Raw genomic sequence first — 19,174 nt, forward strand, 5'->3', positions numbered from 1 at the left:
TCAAGCCCTCTCGTGAGGCGGTGGGGTGGAGTCGTCGGCCGAGGTGATGTCGGCGACGGTGTCTGGGGTGCCGGTCGGCCGAAGTCCGGCGTCCGCGGCGGGGATGAGGCTCGTGACGGTGTCGATGATGCGGGCGCGGTCCGCCTGCTCGAGGACGCGGAAGGTGCTGTCCGCGATCACTGTCGGGACCGGGCGCCAGCTCAGGCGGATGAGCCCGCCCGGCTCGACGACCCGGTCGATCGTGAGATTGGTCTGGTCGACGCCGACGATGCTCGTCACGGGGATGAACGTCGGCCGCTCCCCCGGGACGTCGACGACGATCCCGGCGGCTCCGAGTTCGAGCGTGACCCGGGATCGGTAGCGCAGCCCCTGCAACGCCAGCCGTTCGAGCGGCTGGTCGTGCTTCGATGTCGCGACGTAGAGGACCTCGACCGTCAGTGACGGGACCGGGCGCGGGTCGGGGAGCTCCGCGAGCGGACCGACCTGGGCGTCGCGCGCGACCCGCCGTCGCCAGGCGACGGCCATCAGGGCGAGGATGCCGAGGAGGACGAGGGCGACGAGGACCGCCGCGAGGATCCGTCCGTCCATCAGTGCTCGACCTCCGCGGATCGTGCGGCGCGGCGTGCGGCTGCCGCGACCTGCTCCGTCGGGAGCACCGCGCCGTCGAGCACGGTCGCGTAACCCCGGTGGAAGGTGGCGACGACGCGGCCCGGCAGCTCCAAGCCGAGGTAGGGCGAGTTCACGCCCTTGCCCGCCAGGTCGACCGTGCCGAACGGACGGGTGGCGGCGGTGTCGTAGAGGACGACCTCCGCCGGAGCTCCGGCGTCGAGCGCAACCCCGTGCCCGGTGATCCGTCCGATCCTCGCCGGCGTCGCCGAGAGCACCCGCGCGACGTCGTTCCAGTCCAGGAGCCCGGACGCGACCATGGACGCGTGCACGACGGAGAGGGCGGATTCCAGGCCCACCATGCCGTTCGCGGCGGCGTCCCACTCGCAGTCCTTGGCCTCGACCGGGTGCGGTGCGTGGTCCGTCGCGACGATGTCGATCGTGCCGTCCGCGAGGGCCTCGCGCAGCGCCTGGACGTCCTCCGCCCGCCGCAGCGGCGGGTTCACCTTGTACCGGGCGTCGTAGCTCGCCACGAGCTCCTCGGTGAGGAGCAGGTGGTGCGGCGTGACCTCGGCCGTGACGGGGATCCCGCGGGCCTTCGCCCAGCGGATGACGTCGACGGAACCGGCCGTCGAGACGTGGCAGATGTGGAGACGGGAACCCACGTGCTCGGCGAGGAGCACGTCGCGGGCGATGATCGACTCCTCGGCGACCGCAGGCCATCCCGTGAGCCCGAGTTCGCCCGAGAGGGCTCCCTCGTTCATCTGTGCACCGACGGTGAGCCGGGGCTCCTGCGCGTGCTGGGCGATCACGCCGTCGAACGCCTTCACGTACTCCAGCGCGCGGCGCATGAGCAGCGGGTCGGACACGCAGAGGCCGTCGTCCGAGAAGACCCGGACCTTCGCACGCGAGGAGGCCATGGCGCCGAGTTCGGCGAGTCGTTCCCCCGCGAGCCCGACCGTGACGGCACCGATCGGCTGCACCGTCGCGTAGCCGGCGCGTTCACCGAGTGACTGCTCCTGCTCGACGACCCCTGCCGTGTCGGCCACCGGTGAGGTGTTCGCCATCGCGAACACCGCGGTGAAGCCGCCGGCGGCTGCGGCACGTGTTCCGGTGAGCACCGTCTCGCTCTGCTCGAACCCGGGTTCCCGGAGATGCGTGTGGAGGTCGACGAGCCCGGGCAGGGCGAGGAGTCCGTCCGCGTCGACGACGGTCGCGCCGACGGCGCTCAGCCCGGAGCCGCGTTCCGCGATCCGTCCGTCGCGCAACAGGAGGTCGGTGCGCGTCCCGTCGGCGAGCGTCGCTCCGGTGATCAGGGTGACGTCGTGGTTCGAAGTGTGCTCAGACACGGGTGGATTCCTCTCGATCGCCGGACAGCAGCAGGTACAACGCAGCCATCCGGACCGACACCCCGTTGGCGACCTGTTCGAGGACGGTCGACCGGGGTGAGTCGGCTGCCCCGGACGAGATCTCCAGACCGCGGTTCATCGGCCCGGGGTGCATGACAATGCTAGCCGGATCGAGCCGTGCGAGCCGCTCGTCGTCGAGTCCCCAGCGCCTGGAATACTCCCGGCTGTTCGGGAAAAAGGCTGCGTGCATGCGTTCGGACTGGATCCGGAGCATCATCAGCACGTCGGGACGCTGGGCGATCGCGTCGTCCAGGTCGTAGCGGACGGTGGCCGGCCAGGGGCCGAGGTCCACCGGAAGCAGCGTCGGTGGGGCGACGAGGGTCACCTCGGCGCCGAGCGTGTCCAGCAGCCAGACGTTCGAGCGGGCGACCCGGGAATGCAGGATGTCGCCGACAATCGTCACCGCCACCCCGTCGAGCGCGCGACCACGGGAACGCTCCCCGTGGAGGCGCTTGCGCATCGTGAACGCGTCCAGGAGGGCCTGCGTCGGGTGCTCGTGCGTCCCGTCCCCCGCGTTCAGGATGCCCGCGTCGATCCACCCGCTGTCGGCGAGGGTCTGCGGCGCACCGGAGGCGGAGTGTCGGATCACGACGGCGTCGGCATGCATCGCGGCGAGGGTCTGTGCGGTGTCCTTCAGGCTCTCGCCTTTCGAGACGCTCGACCCCTTCGCGCTGAAGGTGATGACGTCCGCGGACAGCCGTTTGGCGGCAGCCTCGAACGAGATGCGCGTGCGGGTCGAGTCCTCGAAGAAGAGGTTGACGACCGTCTTCCCACGGAGGGTCGGAAGCTTGCGGACCTCCCGGAACTGCGTCTCGGCCATGTCCTCCGCGACGTCGAGGATCTCGATCGCCTCGTCGCGGGTGAGCGTCTTCGTCGACAGCAGATGCCTCATTCGCCGCTCCCCTCGATCGTCACCGAGTCGTCGCCGTCGAACTCCGTCAGCCGGACGAAGATGCGCTCCGCCTGCGAGGAGGGCAGGTTCTTCCCCACGAAGTCGGGTCGGATCGGGAGCTCGCGGTGCCCGCGGTCGACGAGCGCGGCGAGCCGCACGACGCGCGGGCGGCCCAGGTCGGTCAGCGCGTCGAGGGCGGCGCGGATCGTGCGTCCCGAGTACAGGACGTCGTCGACGAGGACGACCGTTCGTCCGTCGATCCCCTGCGGTGGCAGCGTCGTGGGCTGCGGTGCACGGGTCGGGTGCTTCGCCAGGTCATCGCGGTACATCGTGACGTCGAGTGCACCCGAGACGATGGTCGTCCCCGAGATCGAGGAGATCGTGGCGGCGATCCGCTTCGCGAGGATGACCCCGCGCGTCGGGATGCCGAGGATCACGAGGTCGTCCGCTCCGCGGTTGGACTCGAGGATCTCGTGGGAGATCCGAGTCAACGCCCGCGCGATGTCAGCTTCGTGCAGCACGGTACGTGCGCTCATCGCCGACTCCCTTCTCCGCCTCTCTGGACGGTCTTAAAGGTTGTCTTGGTCAACACCCGAGCCTAGCAGCCGGATCAGGCCTCGTAGAGCTCCAACGGGAGGCCGTCGGGATCGAAGAAGAACAGCATCTTCCGCGAGGTGTGCGGGTCGATCCGGACGTCTTCGACGCGGACACCCAGCTCCACCAGACGGGCGTGGCCCGCGTCGACGTCGTCGACCGCGAAGGCGAGGTGCCGCAGACCGAGGGCTTCGGGTCCGGAGGCGCGCGCCGGCGGGTCCGGGAAGGAGAACAGCTCGATGAGGTACTCACCGTTCAGGGCGAGGTCGCCCATCCAGGAGTCGCGCTCCGCCCGGTACACCTCGGTGATCAGCTCGCAACCGAGCACCGAGGTGTAGAAGCGCTTGGAGCGCTCGTAGTCGCTGGCGATGATCGCGATGTGGTGGACGCGCTTCAGCGGCAGGGCTGGACCGGTCTCGTCGCTCATCGTCACCGTGGGTTGATCTGCGAGATCTTGCCGAGCAGGCCGTTGATGAAGCCTGCCGAGTCGTCGGTCGACAGCGTCTTGGCAGCCTCGACCGCTTCGTCGATGGCGACGCCGTGGGGCACCTCGTCGTTGAACAGGATCTCCCAGATCGCGATGCGCAGGATGGCCCGGTCGACCGTGGGCATCCGCGCGAGCGTCCAGCCCTGGGCGTAGGTCTCGATCTGTTCGTCGATCTCCTCGGCGTGGTCACCGACGCCGTCGACGATCTCGCGCGCGTACAACCACGAGGCCTGGCGATCGGGCTCGCTGACGGCGCGAGACGCCTCCGCGGACAGGACTTCAGCGAGGGTCTGCTGACGGACGTCGGCCTGGTACAGCAGATCGAGGGCGCGCTTGCGCGCCTTGGTACGAGCGCTCACTCGTTGACGCGACCGAGGTAGTCGCCCGTGCGGGTGTCGACCTTGACCTTGGTGCCGGTCTCGAGGAACAGCGGGACCTGGATCTCGTAGCCGGTCTCGACGGTCGCCGGCTTCGTGCCGCCGGTCGAGCGGTCGCCCTGGAGCCCCGGTTCCGTGTAGGTGACCTCGAGGATGACCGACGCGGGGAGCTCGACGTACAGCGGGTTGCCGTTGTTGAGGGCGACCGTGACGTCCTGGTTCTCGAGCAGGAAGTTCTTGGTGTCGCCGACGATGACGGCGGGGATGGTGATCTGGTCGTAGTCGCTCTTGTCCATGAAGACGAAGGAGTCGCCGTCCGCGTACAGGTAGGTGAAGTCGCGGCGGTCGACGTTCTCGACGTCGATCTTCGTGCCGGCGTTGTACGTCTTGTCGACGACCTTGCCGGTCATGATGTTCTTCATTTTGGTGCGGACGAACGCGCCACCCTTGCCCGGCTTGACGTGCTGGAACTCGATCACCGTCCAGAGCTGCCCGTCGATGTTCAGGACGATGCCGTTCTTGATGTCAGCGGTAGAAGCCATGCGCGAGAATGTCCGTTCGTGGAAAGTGTGCGGCCGGATACGACCCAACGAACGAGTGTAACCGCTGCGAGGACCCGTGACCAACGCGCCCGTGGTGGAGCAGGGCGCCGCGCACGTCACTCGGTGCTGCGGCGGACCACGAGGTCGAGGGCGAGGCGGTACGAGTCGAAGCCGAAACCGGCGATCACGCCGGTCGCGACACCGGAGATCACGCTCGTGTGCCGGAACGCCTCGCGGGCGTGCGGATTCGAGAGGTGCACCTCGACGAGGAGGAGGCCCGCCTTCGTGACCATGGCCGCCGCGTCACGGAGCCCGTAGCTGTAGTGGGTGAACGCCGCGGGGTTCAGGATCACGGACGTGCCGGAGTCGACGGCCTCGTGGAGCCAGCCGATCAGCTCGCCCTCGTCGTCCGTCTGGCGCAGGTCGATCCGCGTCCCGTCGCCCGCGTCGGCCTCGAGCACGGCGCGCAGCGCATCGAGGTCGGCCGAGCCGTAGACGTCGGGTTCACGGCTGCCGAGGCGTCCGAGGTTCGGTCCGTTGAGGACGAGCACGGTGGTCATGAGTCGAGGGTATCCGTTCGGGACGAGCGCTTGCGGAGCGCGCCGGCGTCGGTCAGGAGCCGATCTCCTGGTAGGCGGCGAAGAGCAGCGAGGTCTCGGGCCCCTGGAGGACGGTCGGCTTGGCGAGGTCGTCGAGCACGATGAACCGCAACATCGAACCGCGCGTCTTCTTGTCGCGCTGCATCGTGGCGAGCAGGGTGTTCCAGCGGCCCACCGGATAGGCGATCGGCAGGCTGAGCAGCTCCAGGACGCGACGGTGGCGGTCGACGACCTCGTCCGACAGTCGGCCGGCGAGTCGGGACAGCTCGGCGACGTACATCATGCCGATCGCCACCGCGGCGCCGTGGCGCCACTGGTACCGCTCGGCGTGCTCGATGGCGTGACCGAGTGTGTGCCCATAGTTGAGGATCTCGCGGAGACCCTGCTCGGTGAAGTCCTCACTGACGACGTCGGCCTTCATCCGGATCGCGAGCTCGATGCAGCGCCGGAAGGCGGGCGTGTCAGGGTCGGTCGCGGCGTCGACGTCGGCCTCGATGAGGTCGAGGATCTCCGGGTAGCGGATGAACCCCGCCTTGGCCACCTCGGCGAACCCGGCAAGGATCTCGTTCTTCGGAAGGGTGTCGAGTGTGTCGAGATCGCAGACGACGGCGGCGGGGGCGTAGAAGGCGCCGACGAGGTTCTTGCCTTCCGCGGTGTTGATGCCCGTCTTCCCGCCGACGGCCGCGTCGACCATGCCGAGGACCGTCGTGGGGACCTGCACGAGGCGGACACCACGCAGCCAGGTGGCGGCGACGAAGCCGGCGAGGTCGGTCACCGCGCCGCCACCGAATCCGATGACCGCGTCGGAGCGCGTGAAGTCGGCCTGTCCGAGCACTCCCCAGCAGAACGCGGCGACCTCGACCCGTTTCCCGGCCTCGGCGTCCGGCACCTCGGCGAGCAGCACCTGGTACCGGTCACTCAGGGTCTCGCGCAGCTTGGCGGCCTTCTCGCCCAGCGTCGCCGGGTGGACGATGAGGACCCGCTGCACGCCGGTCCCGAGGGCGTCGACGAGCACGTCCTGCAACCCTCTGCCGATCGTGATGGGATACGGGGAGGATCCCGTCACCTGGATGACGGTCCGCTCGGTGGGGGTGGTCGGTTCGGTGCTCATGCAGGCTCCTTCACCCAGGCGACGAGCTCGTCGACGATGCCTGAGATGGGTCGGTGCGAGGTGTCGAAGGTGACATCCGCGAGTCGTTCGTACACGGGACGCCGGGCGGCGGCGATGCGCGACCACGCGCCGGGGTCGTCGCGGAGGAGTGGGCGCTTGTCGAGGTTGGCCCGAGCGAGCACGGCCTCCTCGGTGACCGTCAGCAGCACGACGCGTGCGTCGGCGAGCTCTCGTTGCGTGTCCGCGTCGAGGACCGCTCCCCCGCCGAGCGACACGATCGCCGGCTGCTCGAGCGCAGCGGCGACCGCAGCCCGCTCCAGGGCGCGGAAGTGCGCCTCGCCGTGTCGCTCGAAGATGCGCGCGATCGCGCCGTGCTCGCCGGAGACGACGTTGTCGGTGTCGACGAACGGCAGACCCAGGCGCTTCGCCAGCTGTTTGCCGACGCGGCTCTTCCCCGACCCCATCGGTCCGATGAGGACGACGGGGAGTCGGAGATCGGCGGCCTGCTCAGGCATCGGCGCTGGAGGCGTGGTCGCCTCGCGTGCGCAGGTTCGACGGGATCGCTGCCAGGTATCCGTCGAGGTTGCGCTTCGTCTCGGGAACGGAGTCGCCACCGAACTTCTCGAGGACCGCTTCGGCGAGGACCAGGGCCACCATCGCCTCGGCCACGACACCGGAGGCCGGGACCGCGCAGACGTCGGAGCGCTGGTGGTGCGCGGTGGCGGCCTCGCTCGTCGCGACGTCGACCGTGCGGAGCGAATGAGGGACGGTCGCGATCGGCTTCATGCCGGCGCGGACGCGGAGGACGGTACCGGTGGTCATGCCACCCTCGGTGCCGCCGGCGCGGTCGCTCTGTCGGGCGATGCCGTCGCTCTCCTGGACGAGCTCGTCATGGGCCGCGGAACCGCGACGCGTCGTCGTGAGGAAGCCGTCGCCGACCTCCACGCCCTTGATGGCCTGGATGCCCATGAGGGCCGCTGCGAGCCGTGCGTCGAGTCGTCGGTCCCAGTGGACGTAGGAGCCGAGGCCCGGTGGGAGTCCGTAGGCCAGGACCTCGACGATGCCGCCCAGGGTGTCGCCGTCCTTCTTGGCTGCGTCGACCTCGGCGACCATGCGCTCCGAGGTCGCCGCGTCGAAGCAGCGCAGCGGATCGGCGTCGAGCGCGTCGACGTCGGCCGGGACCGGCAGCGGGCTGTCCTCGGGAACGCGCACGGGGCCGATCGACAGGGTGTGGCTGACGAGGGTGATGCCCAGCTCGCCGAGGAACGAGCGCGCGACGGCACCGAGGGCGACGCGCGCAGCGGTCTCGCGTGCGCTGGCGCGTTCGAGCACCGGACGCGCCTCGTCGAAGCCGTACTTCTGCATGCCCGTCAGGTCGGCGTGCCCCGGACGTGGGCGGGTGAGCGCGGCGCTGCGGCCGCGCGACTTGTCGGAGATCTCGGTCGGCTCGGGGCTCATGACCTCGGCCCACTTCGGCCATTCGGTGTTGCCGATGCGGATCGCGATCGGGCTGCCCATGGAGAAGCCGTGGCGGACGCCGCCGGACAGGTTGAGCTCGTCCTCCTCGAACTTCATGCGGGATCCTCGGCCGTAGCCGAGCTTCCGTCGGGCGAGGTCGGCGCGGACGCCGTCCATGGAGATGGGGACGCCGGACGGGAGTCCCTCGAGGACGGCGATGAGTTCCGGGCCGTGAGACTCTCCGGCAGTGAGCCAACGAAGCATGGTCCTATCCTTCCATAGAGCCGGGACGCGACCGTGCGCCTTCGGTCGACGGCCCGACGGGTGTGCAGGTGGGCGACGGATGCGTCTGGAGCGGTCAGTGCGAGGCGACCGGCGCGCCGGTGTGATCGAGGTGGACCGTGTCGAGCATCGCCCGGAGCACCGTCGTCTCGTCCTCGAGTGGCAGGAGCGGATCGCCGAGGACGAAGACCCGGACCTGGAGCAACGCCTGGTGTACGAGCATCGACAGCCCGCTGAGGACCGACCCGCCGGCCTGCGACCACGCCTCCGCGAGCACGCTCGGCCACGGGTCGTACGCGACGTCGAGGAGGAGCGCGCCTGGAGCATGGGACAGGACCGGACCAGGTTCGGTGAGGGCGCCGCCGGGAAGGGTGCTGATCACGAGTGGTGCGTCAGGCGTCTCACCGTCGAGCGGCCCTGAGGCAAACCGCAGCCCCAGCCGGCCGGCGAGGTCCTCGAGTGGTCGCGCCTGGGACGGTCGTCGGAGCGACACGTGGACGTGCTCGGCACCGAGGTCAGCCGCCGCCATGATCGCCGACGAGGCCGTTGCTCCCCCGCCCAGGACGACGGCGGACGCGATCGTGTCGACGCCCGCCGCGCCGATCGCGCGGACGATGCCGCCGACGTCGGTGTTGAACCCCTCGATCCGACGGGACCCGTCCTCGGCTCGGCGGAGACGCAGCGTGTTGACCGCGCCGGTCTCGGTTGCGGCGCGGTCGGCCACGTCGGCCAGCTCGAGCGCGCGATGCTTCAGGGGCATGGTCAGCGAGAGCCCCCGCCAGTCTGAACCGAGGTCGTCGAGGAAGGCCGAGAGGCCGGCCGCCTCGAGTTCGTGGCGACCGTAGTCCCAGTCGAGCCCGAGCACCCGGTAGGCGGCCTCGTGCAGTGCCGGGGACTTGGAATGGGCGATGGGCGCGCCGAGCACGGCGAGCCGCGGCTGCCCGTCCTCGCCGTGACCCGGCCCTGTTCCACTCATGTTCGCCACGCTCCCGCTACTGGTACTCGGGGTGCTCATCCATCCAGGACAGCCACTTGTCGACCGCGGCCTCGTGCTCCTCCTGGGTGGTGGAGAAGATCGTCTCGCCGGAGTCGAGGTTCCAGGTGACGAAGTAGAGCCAGGGTCCGTCGGCCGGGTGCAGCGCGGCGTCGATCGCGAGGTCGCCCGGGTTCGAGATCGGTCGCACGACCATGCCCGGGTGGACGTAGGTGTTGTACGGGTTCGAAGCGTCGGCGCGCTCGGCGTCCGTGGTCGACACGCGGTGGGTGTTCCCCGTCCCGTACGCGACCGTGGCGTCGGACTGCAGCAGGCCGCTCTCCCACTGGGCCGGGTCGAGCCGGTTGAGGAAGACCCGCGACACCTTGTAGTAGTCGTCTCGGAGGCCCGCCTCCTTCTGGATGAGCGAGGCCAGGACGATGGTCTTCCAGCGGTCCTCGGGCTTCACCCCGGCGTCGTCGAGCGCCTGGAATGACCGGTTCACGAGGGTCTGGAGGACCGCGTGCGCATCGCCGCCGTCGGGGAGGCTGTAGGTCGCCGGGAAGAGGAACCCCTCGAGCGAGGTCGCCTCGGCGGGGAGCCCGAAGGACGCGACGTCGGCGGCCGCCGCCTGGAGGTCCTCCAGCGGGATGCCGGTACCCTCCGCGATCGACGGCAGGGCGTCCTGCTCGGCGGTGCCCTCGGGGATGACGAAGGTGTCCTCCATGCGGTTCGCCTCGTCGGTCAGGGCCGCGAGCGCGGACTCGGCGCTCATCTTGAGCTTCAGCTTGTAGGCGCCCGGGAAGAACTCCGGCTGTGTGGGCTGTGCGAGGAGGAGATCGTAGAAGGCGTCGAAGGACTTCGTGACCCCCGCGTCGTGCAGGCTCGTCGCGATGTCCTCGCCGATGTCGCCCTCGTTGACCATGACGACGGCCTCACCGCTGCCGGCACCCTCGTAGTCGTTGGGTTCCTCCCAGCCGAGGACCTTACGGATCTGCGGCTCGTAGCTCGTCCAGACGACCGCAGCACAGGCGACCAGACCGCCGACGACGACGATCGACACGATGAGCGCGATGAGCCCGCGCCGGCCACGTCGGCGTTTCGGCGGCTCCCCGCCGGCCAGCGCACGACGGCGCCCCCGGTGGATCGGCTGCGGCCCGCTGTCGTTCACCGTGTTGTCCTCAGCGAGCAGGTCCTCGAACGCGGGGATGGTCATGGTCCTGGCCCGGGACGCCGAGGACTCGGTGTCGTCCGACTCGGACGCGCTCCTGGCCCTCCTGCTGAGCGGTGTGTCGCTCGCGGCCGGTTCGCCGGCGCTGGACTCGACCGACGACGGGGCGGTCGAGGGGGCGTCGACCGACGCGTCTTCATCGACGGCGTCGGATGGCGTCGAGGCGGCTTCCGCGGCCTCCCGCTGCTGACGTGCCTCGCGTCGGGACAGTGGCACCGGCTGCTCGCCCGCAGCGGTCCGTTCGGACGTGAAGAGGTCGGCGAGCGGATCGTCTGCTGGGTTGTTCTGAGGTGTCAGATTCGACACAGGCACGTCCTGTTCACGGGTCGACGGGGCTTCCGGGGGGTCGCCCCGAACCGCGTTCGGCGTCGAGGGCGTACTGCAAGAGTATGACGGCCGCCACCTGATCGACAATCGAGCGGGTCTGCTTCTGTCGTTTCCCAGCGGAGCGCAAGGCACTGTGGGCGGTCACCGTCGTCAGCCGCTCGTCGACGAGACGGGCCGGGACCCCGGTCATCGACCTGAGCCGGGCCGCGAAGTCCCGGGCGTCCTGCGTGGACGCCGTGTCCTTCCCCGAGAGGGCGATCGGAAGACCGACGACGAGCTCCACAGCGCCGAGTTCTTCGGCGATGACCGCGATCGCCCGGATGTCGGCGTCGCCGCCGAGGTCCCGTGGCACCGTCTCCACCGGTGTGGCCAGCAGGCCGTCGGGATCGCTTCTCGCGACCCCGACCCTGGCCTTCCCGACGTCGATCCCGAGTCGGACTCCGCGACGGAACTCGTCCGTCACGTCAGGCGATCTCGCGTGCGATCGCCGCGAGGGCGTCGCCCAGCGCGGTGGCGTCGACGCCGCCACCCTGTGCGAGGTCGTCCTTCCCGCCACCGTTGCCGCCGAGGACGCCCGCCGCGACCCGCACGAGGACGCCTGCCTTGAGTCCGGCGTCGCGGGCACCCTGGTTCGTCGCGACGACGATCGCGGGCTTCCCGCCGACGACCGCGCCCAGAGCGACGACCGCCGGGCTCGCGCCGAGCTGCTCGCGGAGTTGCGTGACGAGCGTCCTGACGTCGTTCGGTGACCCGAGCTCGCCCAGGTGCTCGGCGACGAGCGACACTGGACCGACGCGGTGCGCGGTCTGCGCCAACGCCGGGAGGCGTTCGCTCAGCCCACGGGCTTCGAACGCGGCGATCTTCTTCTCAGCGGCCTTGAGGTTGGCGACGAGTTCGGCGATCCGGTCGGGCAGCTGCTCTTTCGGGGTCTTGAGACTGCCGGAGAGCTGCGACACCAGCGCCCGCTCTGCGGCGAGGTCGCGGAAGGCCTCGAGTCCGACGAGCGACTCCACCCGACGGTTCGTCGACCCGACGGACGACTCGCTGACGAGGTTGATCAACCCGATCTCGGCGCTGGATGCGACGTGGGTGCCCGCGCACAGCTCGCGCGACCACGGCCCGCCGATGTCGACGACGCGGACGGTCTCGCCGTACTTCTCACCGAACAGCGCCATGGCGCCGAGCGCCTTCGCGTCGTCGAGCGCCATCTCGCGGGTGCTCACCTGCAGGTTGTCGCGGATGGCGTTGTTGGAGATCTCCTCGATCTCCGACTTCGTCGCCGGCGAAAGGGGCTGGTTCCAGGTGAAGTCGAGCCGCAGATACCCGGCCTTGTTCGACGACCCGGACTGGTGGGCGCTGTCACCCAACACCTGTCGCAGGGCGGCGTGGATGATGTGGGTGCCGGAGTGCGCCTGCTGCGCGCCGCGGCGGTAGCTCGCGTCGACGATGGTCGTCGCCGGCGCGTCCACGCCGACCTCGCCCTGGCTCACCTGCACCTTGTGGGCGATGAGACCCTTGACCGGCTTCTGGACGTCGAGGACCTCGAGCTCGTAGCCGGGACCGACGATGACGCCCTGGTCGGCCTCCTGCCCGCCGGACTCGGCGTACAGCGAGGTCTCCGCCAGGATGACCTCGGCGATGTCCCCGGCGACGGCGCGCTGCACCGGGTGGCCGCCCACGATGATGCCGAGGATGCGGCTCTCGGTCTCGAGCTCGGTGTAGCCGGTGAAGACGGTCTCGCCCTTGGCGCGGATGTCGCTGTAGACCGAGAGGTCGGCGAGGACGCTCTTCTTCGCCTTCGCGTCGGCCTTCGCCCGCTGACGCTGGGCGGTCATGAGCGAATCGAACGCGTCGCGGTCGACCGAGAGACCGGCCTCCTCCGCGATCTCGAGGGTCAGGTCGATGGGGAACCCGTAGGTGTCGTGCAGGAGGAACGCGGAGTCGCCGGCGAGGGCCGTCCGACCCGTGCTCTTCGTCTGCTCGAGGGCGAGGTCGAGGATGGTCGTGCCGCTGGCCAGCGTCCGGAGGAAGGTCTCCTCTTCGGCGTAGGCGCTCTGCGAGATCCGGCCGAAGTCGGTCTCGACCTCGGGGTAGGCGGCCTTCATGGCGTCGCGCGATGCGGAGAACAGCTCGGGGAACGTCGCGGTGTCGACGCCGAGGAGGCGCATCGCACGGACGGTCCGTCGCATGAGGCGGCGGAGGATGTACCCGCGTCCCTCGTTCGACGGCGTGATGCCGTCGCTCATGAGCATGAGCGAGGACCGCACGTGGTCGGCGATGACGCGCATCCGGACGTCGTCGTCGTGGTCGGCACCGTAGCGGCGGCCGCTCAACTCGGCGGCGCGGTCGAGGACCGGGCGCACCTGGTCGATCTCGTACATGTTCTCGACGCCCTGCTTGAGGAAGGCCACCCGCTCGAGCCCCATGCCGGTGTCGATGTTCTTCTTCGGGAGTTCGCCGACGATGTCGAAGTCGACCTTGCCGCGGACGTTCTCGATCAGATACTGCATGAACACGAGGTTCCAGATCTCGACGTACCGGTCGTCGTCGGTCGCCGGTCCGCCGTCGGCACCGTATGCGGGACCGCGGTCGAAGAAGATCTCCGAGCACGGCCCGGCCGGTCCGGGCTGACCCGTCGACCAGTAGTTCGTGTCCTTGTCGAGCCGCTGGATGCGGTGCTCGGGGAGCCCTGCGACGCGCTTCCAGAGGTCGATCGCCTCGTCGTCGTCCTTGTACACGGTGACCCAGAGGTCCTTCTCGTCGAAGGCGAGGCCGCCGCTCGACTCACTGCCGGTCAGGAGCTCCCACGCGTAGGTGATCGCCCCCTCCTTGAAATAGTCGCCGAAGGAGAAGTTGCCGTTCATCTGGAAGAAGGTGCCGTGGCGGGGCGTCTTGCCCACCTCTTCGATGTCGTTGGTGCGGATGCACTTCTGGACGCTCGTGGCGCGGTCGAACGGTGCGGGGACGACGCCGGTGAGGTACGGCACGAACGGCACCATGCCGGCGACCGTGAAGAGGAGCGAGGGGTCGTCGCTGACGAGGGAGGCGGAGGGGACGACGGTGTGCCCCCGATCGCCGAAGAAGGTGAGCCAGCGGGAGCGGATGTCAGCGGTGTCCATGGTGTCCGTACGTCAGGGGTGTGCGTGTCGATGATCGTGCGCTACGGCGATGCCCGTCCGGGCGTGCCGCTACGGCTTGGTGAGGTCTTCTGCGGCGTCCTCGACGCGCGCGACGACGGTCTCCGCCGTGTCGCGCAGCTGCGCCTCGCGCTCCTTGTAGGCGTCGCCGACGGTGTCGGTGAACTCCCTGACGCGTGAGTCCAGCTCGGAGAAGAACCGCTTGCCGGACTGTGTCTTGTTGATCTCGTGGGCGACGACGAAGCCGGCGCCGATGCCGACGATCAGCCAGAACACGTTCTTCATGGGGAACTCCTCATCTGCGGTGCGACCACCCGGGCGTCGCCGGGCGTACCAAGCATCCATCGTAGTCGAGCGCGGTGGACCGATGGCGTCGTACAACGACGAAGAGGCACCGGCCGGAGCCGATGCCTCTTCGTGTGGTGCCCGGAGCCGGGCCGCAGTCCTAGCGGGCTGCGTAGTACTCGACGACGAGCTGCACTTCACAGGTCACGGGGACCTCGGCGCGCTTCGGGCGACGCTCGAGACGTGCCTGGAGCTTGTCGAGCTCGACCGAGAGGTACGCGGGGACCTTCGGCAGGACGTCGACGTGACCGCCGGCAGCGGCGACCTGGAAGGGCTCGGTGCCCTCGGAGCGCGGCTTGACGTGGATGAGCTGACCCGGCTTCACGCGGAAGGACGGGCGGTCGACGAGCTGGCCGTCGACCATGATGTGGCGGTGCACGACCATCTGGCGAGCCTGCGCCGTGGTGCGGGCGAAGCCGGCACGGAGGACGAGCGCGTCGAGACGGGTCTCGAGGATCTCGACGAGGTTCTCACCCGTCAGGCCCTGGGTGCGACGTGCCTCCTGGAAGGCGATCTTGAGCTGAGCCTCGCGGATGCCGTACTGGGCGCGCAGACGCTGCTTCTCGCGCAGACGGACGGCGTAGTCGCTGTCGGCCTTGCGCTTGGTGCGGCCGTGCTCACCGGGAGCGTAGGGACGCTTCTCGAGGTACTTGGCGGCCTTCGGGGTGAGGGCGATGCCGAGTGCCCGCGAGAGGCGGGTCTTGCTGCGGGTACGTGACTTGGTAGACACGGTTTCCTTTCGATGAAGTCTCAAACGATGAATGACCGGCGCGAAGACGCGTCGGTGATCCGGAATCACACCGGACAAAGTCAGAGGGGTCCGCCGGGGCTGTTCGGCTACAGAACACGCCCGTCGAACACGGTGATCGAGCAGCCGCGCAGTCACACCGGTTCTAGGCGGATCAATACTAGCACGACACGCCCCGGTCGCCGGGCCGCCGCGACCCGACGGTCACTCGCCCCGGACGATCTTCCGGAGTTTGTCCAACCGTGCCGAGATGTCGCGTTCGTGGCCGTGGTCGGTGGGCTGGTAGTACCGGACGTCGCGGAGCTCGTCGGGTAGGTGCTGCTGGGCGACGACGCCGATCGGGTGGTCGTGCGGATACCGGTAGCCCTTGCCGTGTCCGAGACGTTTCGCGCCCGCGTAGTGGGCGTCGCGCATCGGCTTCGGCACGCGTCCGAAGGCTCCGGCCCTGACGTCGGCGATGGCCTGGTCGATGGCGACGTAGGCCGCGTTCGACTTGGCGGCCGTGGCCAGGTACACCACGGCCTCGGCCAGCGGGATGCGACCCTCGGGCATGCCGATGAACTGGACGGCGTCGGCGGCCGCCACGGCGATGGGCAGCGCCTGCGGGTCGGCGATGCCGATGTCCTCGGCCGCGGAGATGATGATGCGGCGGGCGATGAAGCGCGGGTCCTCCCCCGCTTCGATCATCCGAGCGAGGTAGTGCAGCGCGGCGTCGACGTCGGATCCGCGGATGCTCTTGATGAACGCGCTGATGACGTCGTAGTGCTCGTCGCCGTTGCGGTCGTACCGGAGCAGGGCGCGGTCGACCGCCTGCGAGACGAGTTCATCGGTGATGACGGGACCGCTGGGCGCCCGCGTCGCGATGTCGGCGTCCACCCCGTCTTCATCGTCCTCATCCTCGTCGTCTCCGACGTCGAGGAGACCCGCGTCGTCGAGGTCGAGCTCGTCGGGGTCGACCGGAGCACCGAGATCGGAGTCGGCGGCGATCGCGGCCGCCTCCAGCGCCGTGAGGGCTCGACGGGCATCGCCCGAGGACAACTGGATGATCGCGGCGCGGGCCTCCGGTGTCACGGTGAAGCGGCCGCCCAGGCCACGCGGGTCGGTCACGGCGCGGTCGATGAGGATGCCGAGGTCGTCGTCGCTGAGCTGTTCGAGCGTGAGGAGCAGCGAACGCGACAGCAACGGGGAGATGACGGAGAAGGACGGGTTCTCGGTCGTCGCGGCGACGAGGATGACCCAGCCGTTCTCCACGCCCGGAAGCAGGGCGTCCTGCTGTGCCTTCGTGAACCGGTGGATCTCGTCGAGGAAGAGAACCGTCGAGCTCCCGTAGAGGTCGCGGCTCGACATCGCCTCCTCCATGACCTGTCGGACGTCCTTGACGCCCGCCGTCACGGCCGAGAGCTCGACGAACCGGCGACCGGAGCTGTGCGCGATGGCCTGCGCGAGCGTCGTCTTCCCGGTGCCGGGCGGGCCCCAGAGGATGACGGACACGGCCGCCTGCGTCCCCTCGTTGTCGCTCGCCAGGCGGACGAGCGGCGAGCCGGGACGGAGCAGGTGCTGCTGGCCGGCGACCTCCTCGAGGCTGCGAGGCCGCATGCGCACGGCGAGCGGGACCGGTGCGCCGGCGATGCCGGGTCCTCGACTGAACATTCCACCAGGCTAGCCGCAGCCTGCGACACCCGGACCCGATGCAGGACGGGGTCGACGTTGTCGTGCGTCGTTTGGTCCGCGCGGAGCGCTCCCCGTAAGGTTCTCCTGGGCAGTCCGCCGCGGGCGTGGTGCCAGATGACAGCGCGATGCCGCCGCTCGGCCGACGGCACCTGGAGGGAACGACGTGGCAACGAGCAAGGGTCCGGACAAAGAGGCACGCGCAGCACGCGCACGGCTGCGCGCCTACAACGCCCGGCGCACCGTGCACGAGCACCGCTCGAAGCGCCGCGTCCGCGACAACGTGATCGCCGCTGCGGCGCTCGTCGTCATCCTGGCCGGTGCCACGGCCGCGCAGGTGTTCTTCTTCGCCGGCGGTCCGGGCACCCCGGTCGCGACGCCCACCGCCTCAGCGGAGGCCGGGGCCTGCGGTGTCACCGGGGCGACGGACGGCGCGAACACCGGCGAAGTCCCCGCGAGCACCATCGCCGAGGACCGCGACTGGAGCGGTGAGATGACGATCAACGACGTCGTCATGAACCTCACCCTCGACGGAGCCTGCGCGCCGCAGGGTGTCTCCTCCTTCATCTCCCTCGCCCAGTCCGGCTTCTACGACGGCGTCACCTGCCACCGCCTCACGACGAGCGGCATCTACGTCCTGCAGTGCGGCGACCCCGACGGCACCGGCACCGGCGGCCCCGGCTACAGCTACGGCCCCGTCGAGAACGCACCGACGGATGACGTCTACCCGGCCGGCACCATCGCCATGGCACGCCAGGGCGGGAACGGCTACAGCAACGGTTCGCAGTTCTTCCTCGTCTACCAGGACTCGACGATCCCGTCCGACGCCGCCGGCGGCTACACCGTGCTCGGCCAGATCACCAGCGGTCTCGACCAGCTCGTCTCGGGCGTCGTGTCCGGCGGGGTCGCGGACGGCAGCGGTGACGGTGCTCCGGCGGTCCCGGCCACCATCACCTCGGTGACGGTCCAGTAGCACGTGCAGTAACCTGCACCAGACGGAACCGACCGGCGCAAGCGGTCGCCCCGAGCAGGACTCGGGGTAATAGGCTTGTGGATCGATCACGATCGCCACGAACGGCGGTCAACACACAGCAAGGGTGATGCGCGTGACCAGTCCAGAGATCGAACCGTGGGGTCGTGTCGACGACGACGGCACCGTCTACGTCCGTGAGGCCGACGGTGAACGAGCGGTCGGACAGTACCCCGACGGTTCCAAGGAGGAGGCGCTCGCGTACTTCGAGCGCAAGTTCACGGACCTCGCCGGACAGGTGACGCTCCTCGAGCAGCGCGCGAAGCGCGGTGCGCCGGCGACGGACGTCGCGAAGGCCGTGAAGTCGATCACCAAGCAGGTCGAGTCCGCCAACGCGGTCGGCAACCTCCAGGCGCTCCTGACCCGCCTCGCGGCGCTCGACGGCACCGTGAGCGAGCTGACCGAGGCGCAGAGCCAGGAGACCAAGGCAGCCCTCGAGGAAGCGGCACGTGCGCGTCTCGCGATCGTCGAGGAGGCCGAGCAGCTCGCGCAGCAGGATCCGGCACGGGTGCAGTGGAAGCAGACCTCGGCGCGACTCGACGAACTCTTCGCCGAGTGGCAGCGCCAGCAGCACGACGGACCTCGTCTCGCGAAGAACGACGCCAACGACCTCTGGAAGCGGTTCCGGACGGCGCGTGCGACGATCGAGCAGCACCGTCGTGCGTTCTACACGGAGCTGGACTCGGTCCACAAGGAGGCACGCGCGATCAAGCAGAAGCTCGTCGAGCGCGCCGAGGCCCTCATCGCCAAGGGTGCCGAGGGCATCCCCGCCTACCGCAGCCTCCTCGACGAGTGGAAGGCCTCCCCGCGTGCCGGGAAGCGCCAGGACGACGCGCTTTGGGCGAAGTTCAAGGCTGCGGGCGACGCGATCTACGGCGCGAAGGCCGAGATCGACGCGCGCGACAACGAGGAGTTCCAGGGCAACCTGGACCTGAAGCTCGCGGTGCTGGCGGATGCCGAGCCGATCCTCTCGGACACGAACCGGGACTCGGCGCGCAAGGCGCTCACCGACATCCAGCGCCGGTGGGACGAGATCGGCAAGGTCCCGCGCGAGCAGGTCCGCGTCGTCGAGGACCGTCTGCGCAAGATCGAGACCCACGTCAAGCAGCTCGAGGACGAGCACTGGAAGCGCAACAACCCGGAGACGAAGGCGCGCACCGAGGGGCTCGCGAGCCAGCTCGCCGACGCCATCGCCAAGCTCGAGGACGAGGTCGAGGCGGCACGGGCCTCCGGTGACGCCGACCGGCTCACCGCGGCCATCGAAGCGCTCGATGCGCGCAAGGCGTGGCTCGGGGCGATCCGCTAGGCGGCTCCGCTCCACCAACCGCGTGACGGTCGCGGTTCTCCACAGATCCGTC

Annotated in this window: 19 protein-coding genes and 1 pseudogene; 2 read left to right on the top strand and 18 right to left on the bottom strand. The window is 69.6% G+C overall.

What is annotated here, in order from left to right; genetic code table 11:
• The 18 genes and pseudogenes from QRN19_RS12675 to QRN19_RS12760 form a co-directional block, all read right to left on the bottom strand.
• Positions 1-588: a PH-like domain-containing protein gene (locus tag QRN19_RS12675; RefSeq protein ID WP_285027302.1), complete on the bottom strand. Its 588-nt coding sequence runs from the start codon at positions 586-588 to the stop codon at positions 1-3.
• Positions 588-1,955, bottom strand: a complete 1,368-nt coding sequence (locus QRN19_RS12680; protein WP_285027304.1) for a dihydroorotase — start codon at positions 1,953-1,955, stop codon at positions 588-590. The genes QRN19_RS12675 and QRN19_RS12680 overlap by 1 nt, the downstream gene beginning before the upstream one ends.
• A complete protein-coding gene (locus QRN19_RS12685; protein WP_071260160.1) occupies positions 1,948-2,907 on the bottom strand; it encodes an aspartate carbamoyltransferase catalytic subunit in 960 nt (319 codons plus the stop codon). The genes QRN19_RS12680 and QRN19_RS12685 overlap by 8 nt, the downstream gene beginning before the upstream one ends.
• Positions 2,904-3,449, bottom strand: a pseudogene (pyrR, locus tag QRN19_RS12690) (bifunctional pyr operon transcriptional regulator/uracil phosphoribosyltransferase PyrR); the annotation flags it as partial. The pseudogene pyrR and the gene QRN19_RS12685, both read right to left, overlap by 4 nt.
• A 68-nt stretch (positions 3,450-3,517) precedes the next feature.
• Entirely contained in the window at positions 3,518-3,928 is a 411-nt protein-coding gene (locus QRN19_RS12695; RefSeq protein WP_285027307.1) for a VOC family protein, read from the bottom strand.
• Positions 3,929-3,930: 2 nt separating this feature from the next.
• Positions 3,931-4,347, bottom strand: coding sequence for a transcription antitermination factor NusB (nusB, locus tag QRN19_RS12700; protein WP_064293834.1), 417 nt, complete (start codon positions 4,345-4,347; stop codon positions 3,931-3,933).
• Complete coding sequence (efp, locus tag QRN19_RS12705; protein WP_285027308.1) at positions 4,344-4,907, bottom strand: elongation factor P; 564 nt, start codon at positions 4,905-4,907, stop codon at positions 4,344-4,346. The genes nusB and efp overlap by 4 nt, the downstream gene beginning before the upstream one ends.
• A gap of 116 nt (positions 4,908-5,023) precedes the next feature.
• Positions 5,024-5,467: a type II 3-dehydroquinate dehydratase gene (locus tag QRN19_RS12710; protein WP_285027310.1), complete on the bottom strand. Its 444-nt coding sequence runs from the start codon at positions 5,465-5,467 to the stop codon at positions 5,024-5,026.
• 52 nt (positions 5,468-5,519) lie between these two features.
• A complete protein-coding gene (gene aroB / locus QRN19_RS12715) occupies positions 5,520-6,617 on the bottom strand; it encodes a 3-dehydroquinate synthase (RefSeq protein ID WP_285027311.1) in 1,098 nt (365 codons plus the stop codon).
• The gene (locus QRN19_RS12720; RefSeq protein WP_285027312.1) at positions 6,614-7,132 is read right to left on the bottom strand and encodes a shikimate kinase; all 519 of its coding nucleotides are present in this window, start codon (positions 7,130-7,132) and stop codon (positions 6,614-6,616) included. The genes aroB and QRN19_RS12720 overlap by 4 nt, the downstream gene beginning before the upstream one ends.
• Positions 7,125-8,339: a chorismate synthase gene (gene aroC / locus QRN19_RS12725; protein ID WP_285027314.1), complete on the bottom strand. Its 1,215-nt coding sequence runs from the start codon at positions 8,337-8,339 to the stop codon at positions 7,125-7,127. The genes QRN19_RS12720 and aroC overlap by 8 nt, the downstream gene beginning before the upstream one ends.
• 94 nt (positions 8,340-8,433) lie before the next feature.
• A complete protein-coding gene (locus QRN19_RS12730; RefSeq protein ID WP_285027315.1) occupies positions 8,434-9,333 on the bottom strand; it encodes a shikimate dehydrogenase in 900 nt (299 codons plus the stop codon).
• 16 nt (positions 9,334-9,349) lie between these two features.
• Complete coding sequence (gene mltG / locus QRN19_RS12735) at positions 9,350-10,867, bottom strand: endolytic transglycosylase MltG (RefSeq protein ID WP_285027316.1); 1,518 nt, start codon at positions 10,865-10,867, stop codon at positions 9,350-9,352.
• Between the two features lie 13 nt (positions 10,868-10,880).
• Positions 10,881-11,351, bottom strand: a complete 471-nt coding sequence (gene ruvX / locus QRN19_RS12740; RefSeq protein ID WP_285027317.1) for a Holliday junction resolvase RuvX — start codon at positions 11,349-11,351, stop codon at positions 10,881-10,883.
• 1 nt (position 11,352) lies between these two features.
• Positions 11,353-14,007 (bottom strand): alanine--tRNA ligase, encoded by a 2,655-nt coding sequence (gene alaS / locus QRN19_RS12745; RefSeq protein ID WP_285027318.1) that lies wholly within the window; start codon positions 14,005-14,007, stop codon positions 11,353-11,355.
• Between the two features lie 69 nt (positions 14,008-14,076).
• Complete coding sequence (locus QRN19_RS12750; RefSeq protein WP_064293826.1) at positions 14,077-14,310, bottom strand: hypothetical protein; 234 nt, start codon at positions 14,308-14,310, stop codon at positions 14,077-14,079.
• 160 nt (positions 14,311-14,470) lie between these two features.
• Positions 14,471-15,100: a 30S ribosomal protein S4 gene (gene rpsD / locus QRN19_RS12755; protein WP_064293825.1), complete on the bottom strand. Its 630-nt coding sequence runs from the start codon at positions 15,098-15,100 to the stop codon at positions 14,471-14,473.
• 222 nt (positions 15,101-15,322) lie between these two features.
• Complete coding sequence (locus QRN19_RS12760; RefSeq protein WP_285027319.1) at positions 15,323-16,768, bottom strand: replication-associated recombination protein A; 1,446 nt, start codon at positions 16,766-16,768, stop codon at positions 15,323-15,325.
• Positions 16,769-16,952: 184 nt separating this feature from the next.
• On the opposite strand from QRN19_RS12760, the gene QRN19_RS12765 reads away from it, so the two are divergent.
• Both QRN19_RS12765 and QRN19_RS12770 read left to right on the top strand, forming a co-directional pair.
• The gene (locus tag QRN19_RS12765; RefSeq protein WP_079705920.1) at positions 16,953-17,759 is read left to right on the top strand and encodes a peptidylprolyl isomerase; all 807 of its coding nucleotides are present in this window, start codon (positions 16,953-16,955) and stop codon (positions 17,757-17,759) included.
• A gap of 133 nt (positions 17,760-17,892) precedes the next feature.
• A complete protein-coding gene (locus QRN19_RS12770) occupies positions 17,893-19,122 on the top strand; it encodes a DUF349 domain-containing protein (RefSeq protein WP_502928217.1) in 1,230 nt (409 codons plus the stop codon).
• Positions 19,123-19,174: the final 52 nt, after the last annotated feature.

The organism is Plantibacter sp. ME-Dv--P-122b (assembly GCF_030209375.1).
Lineage (GTDB): Bacteria > Actinomycetota > Actinomycetes > Actinomycetales > Microbacteriaceae > Plantibacter.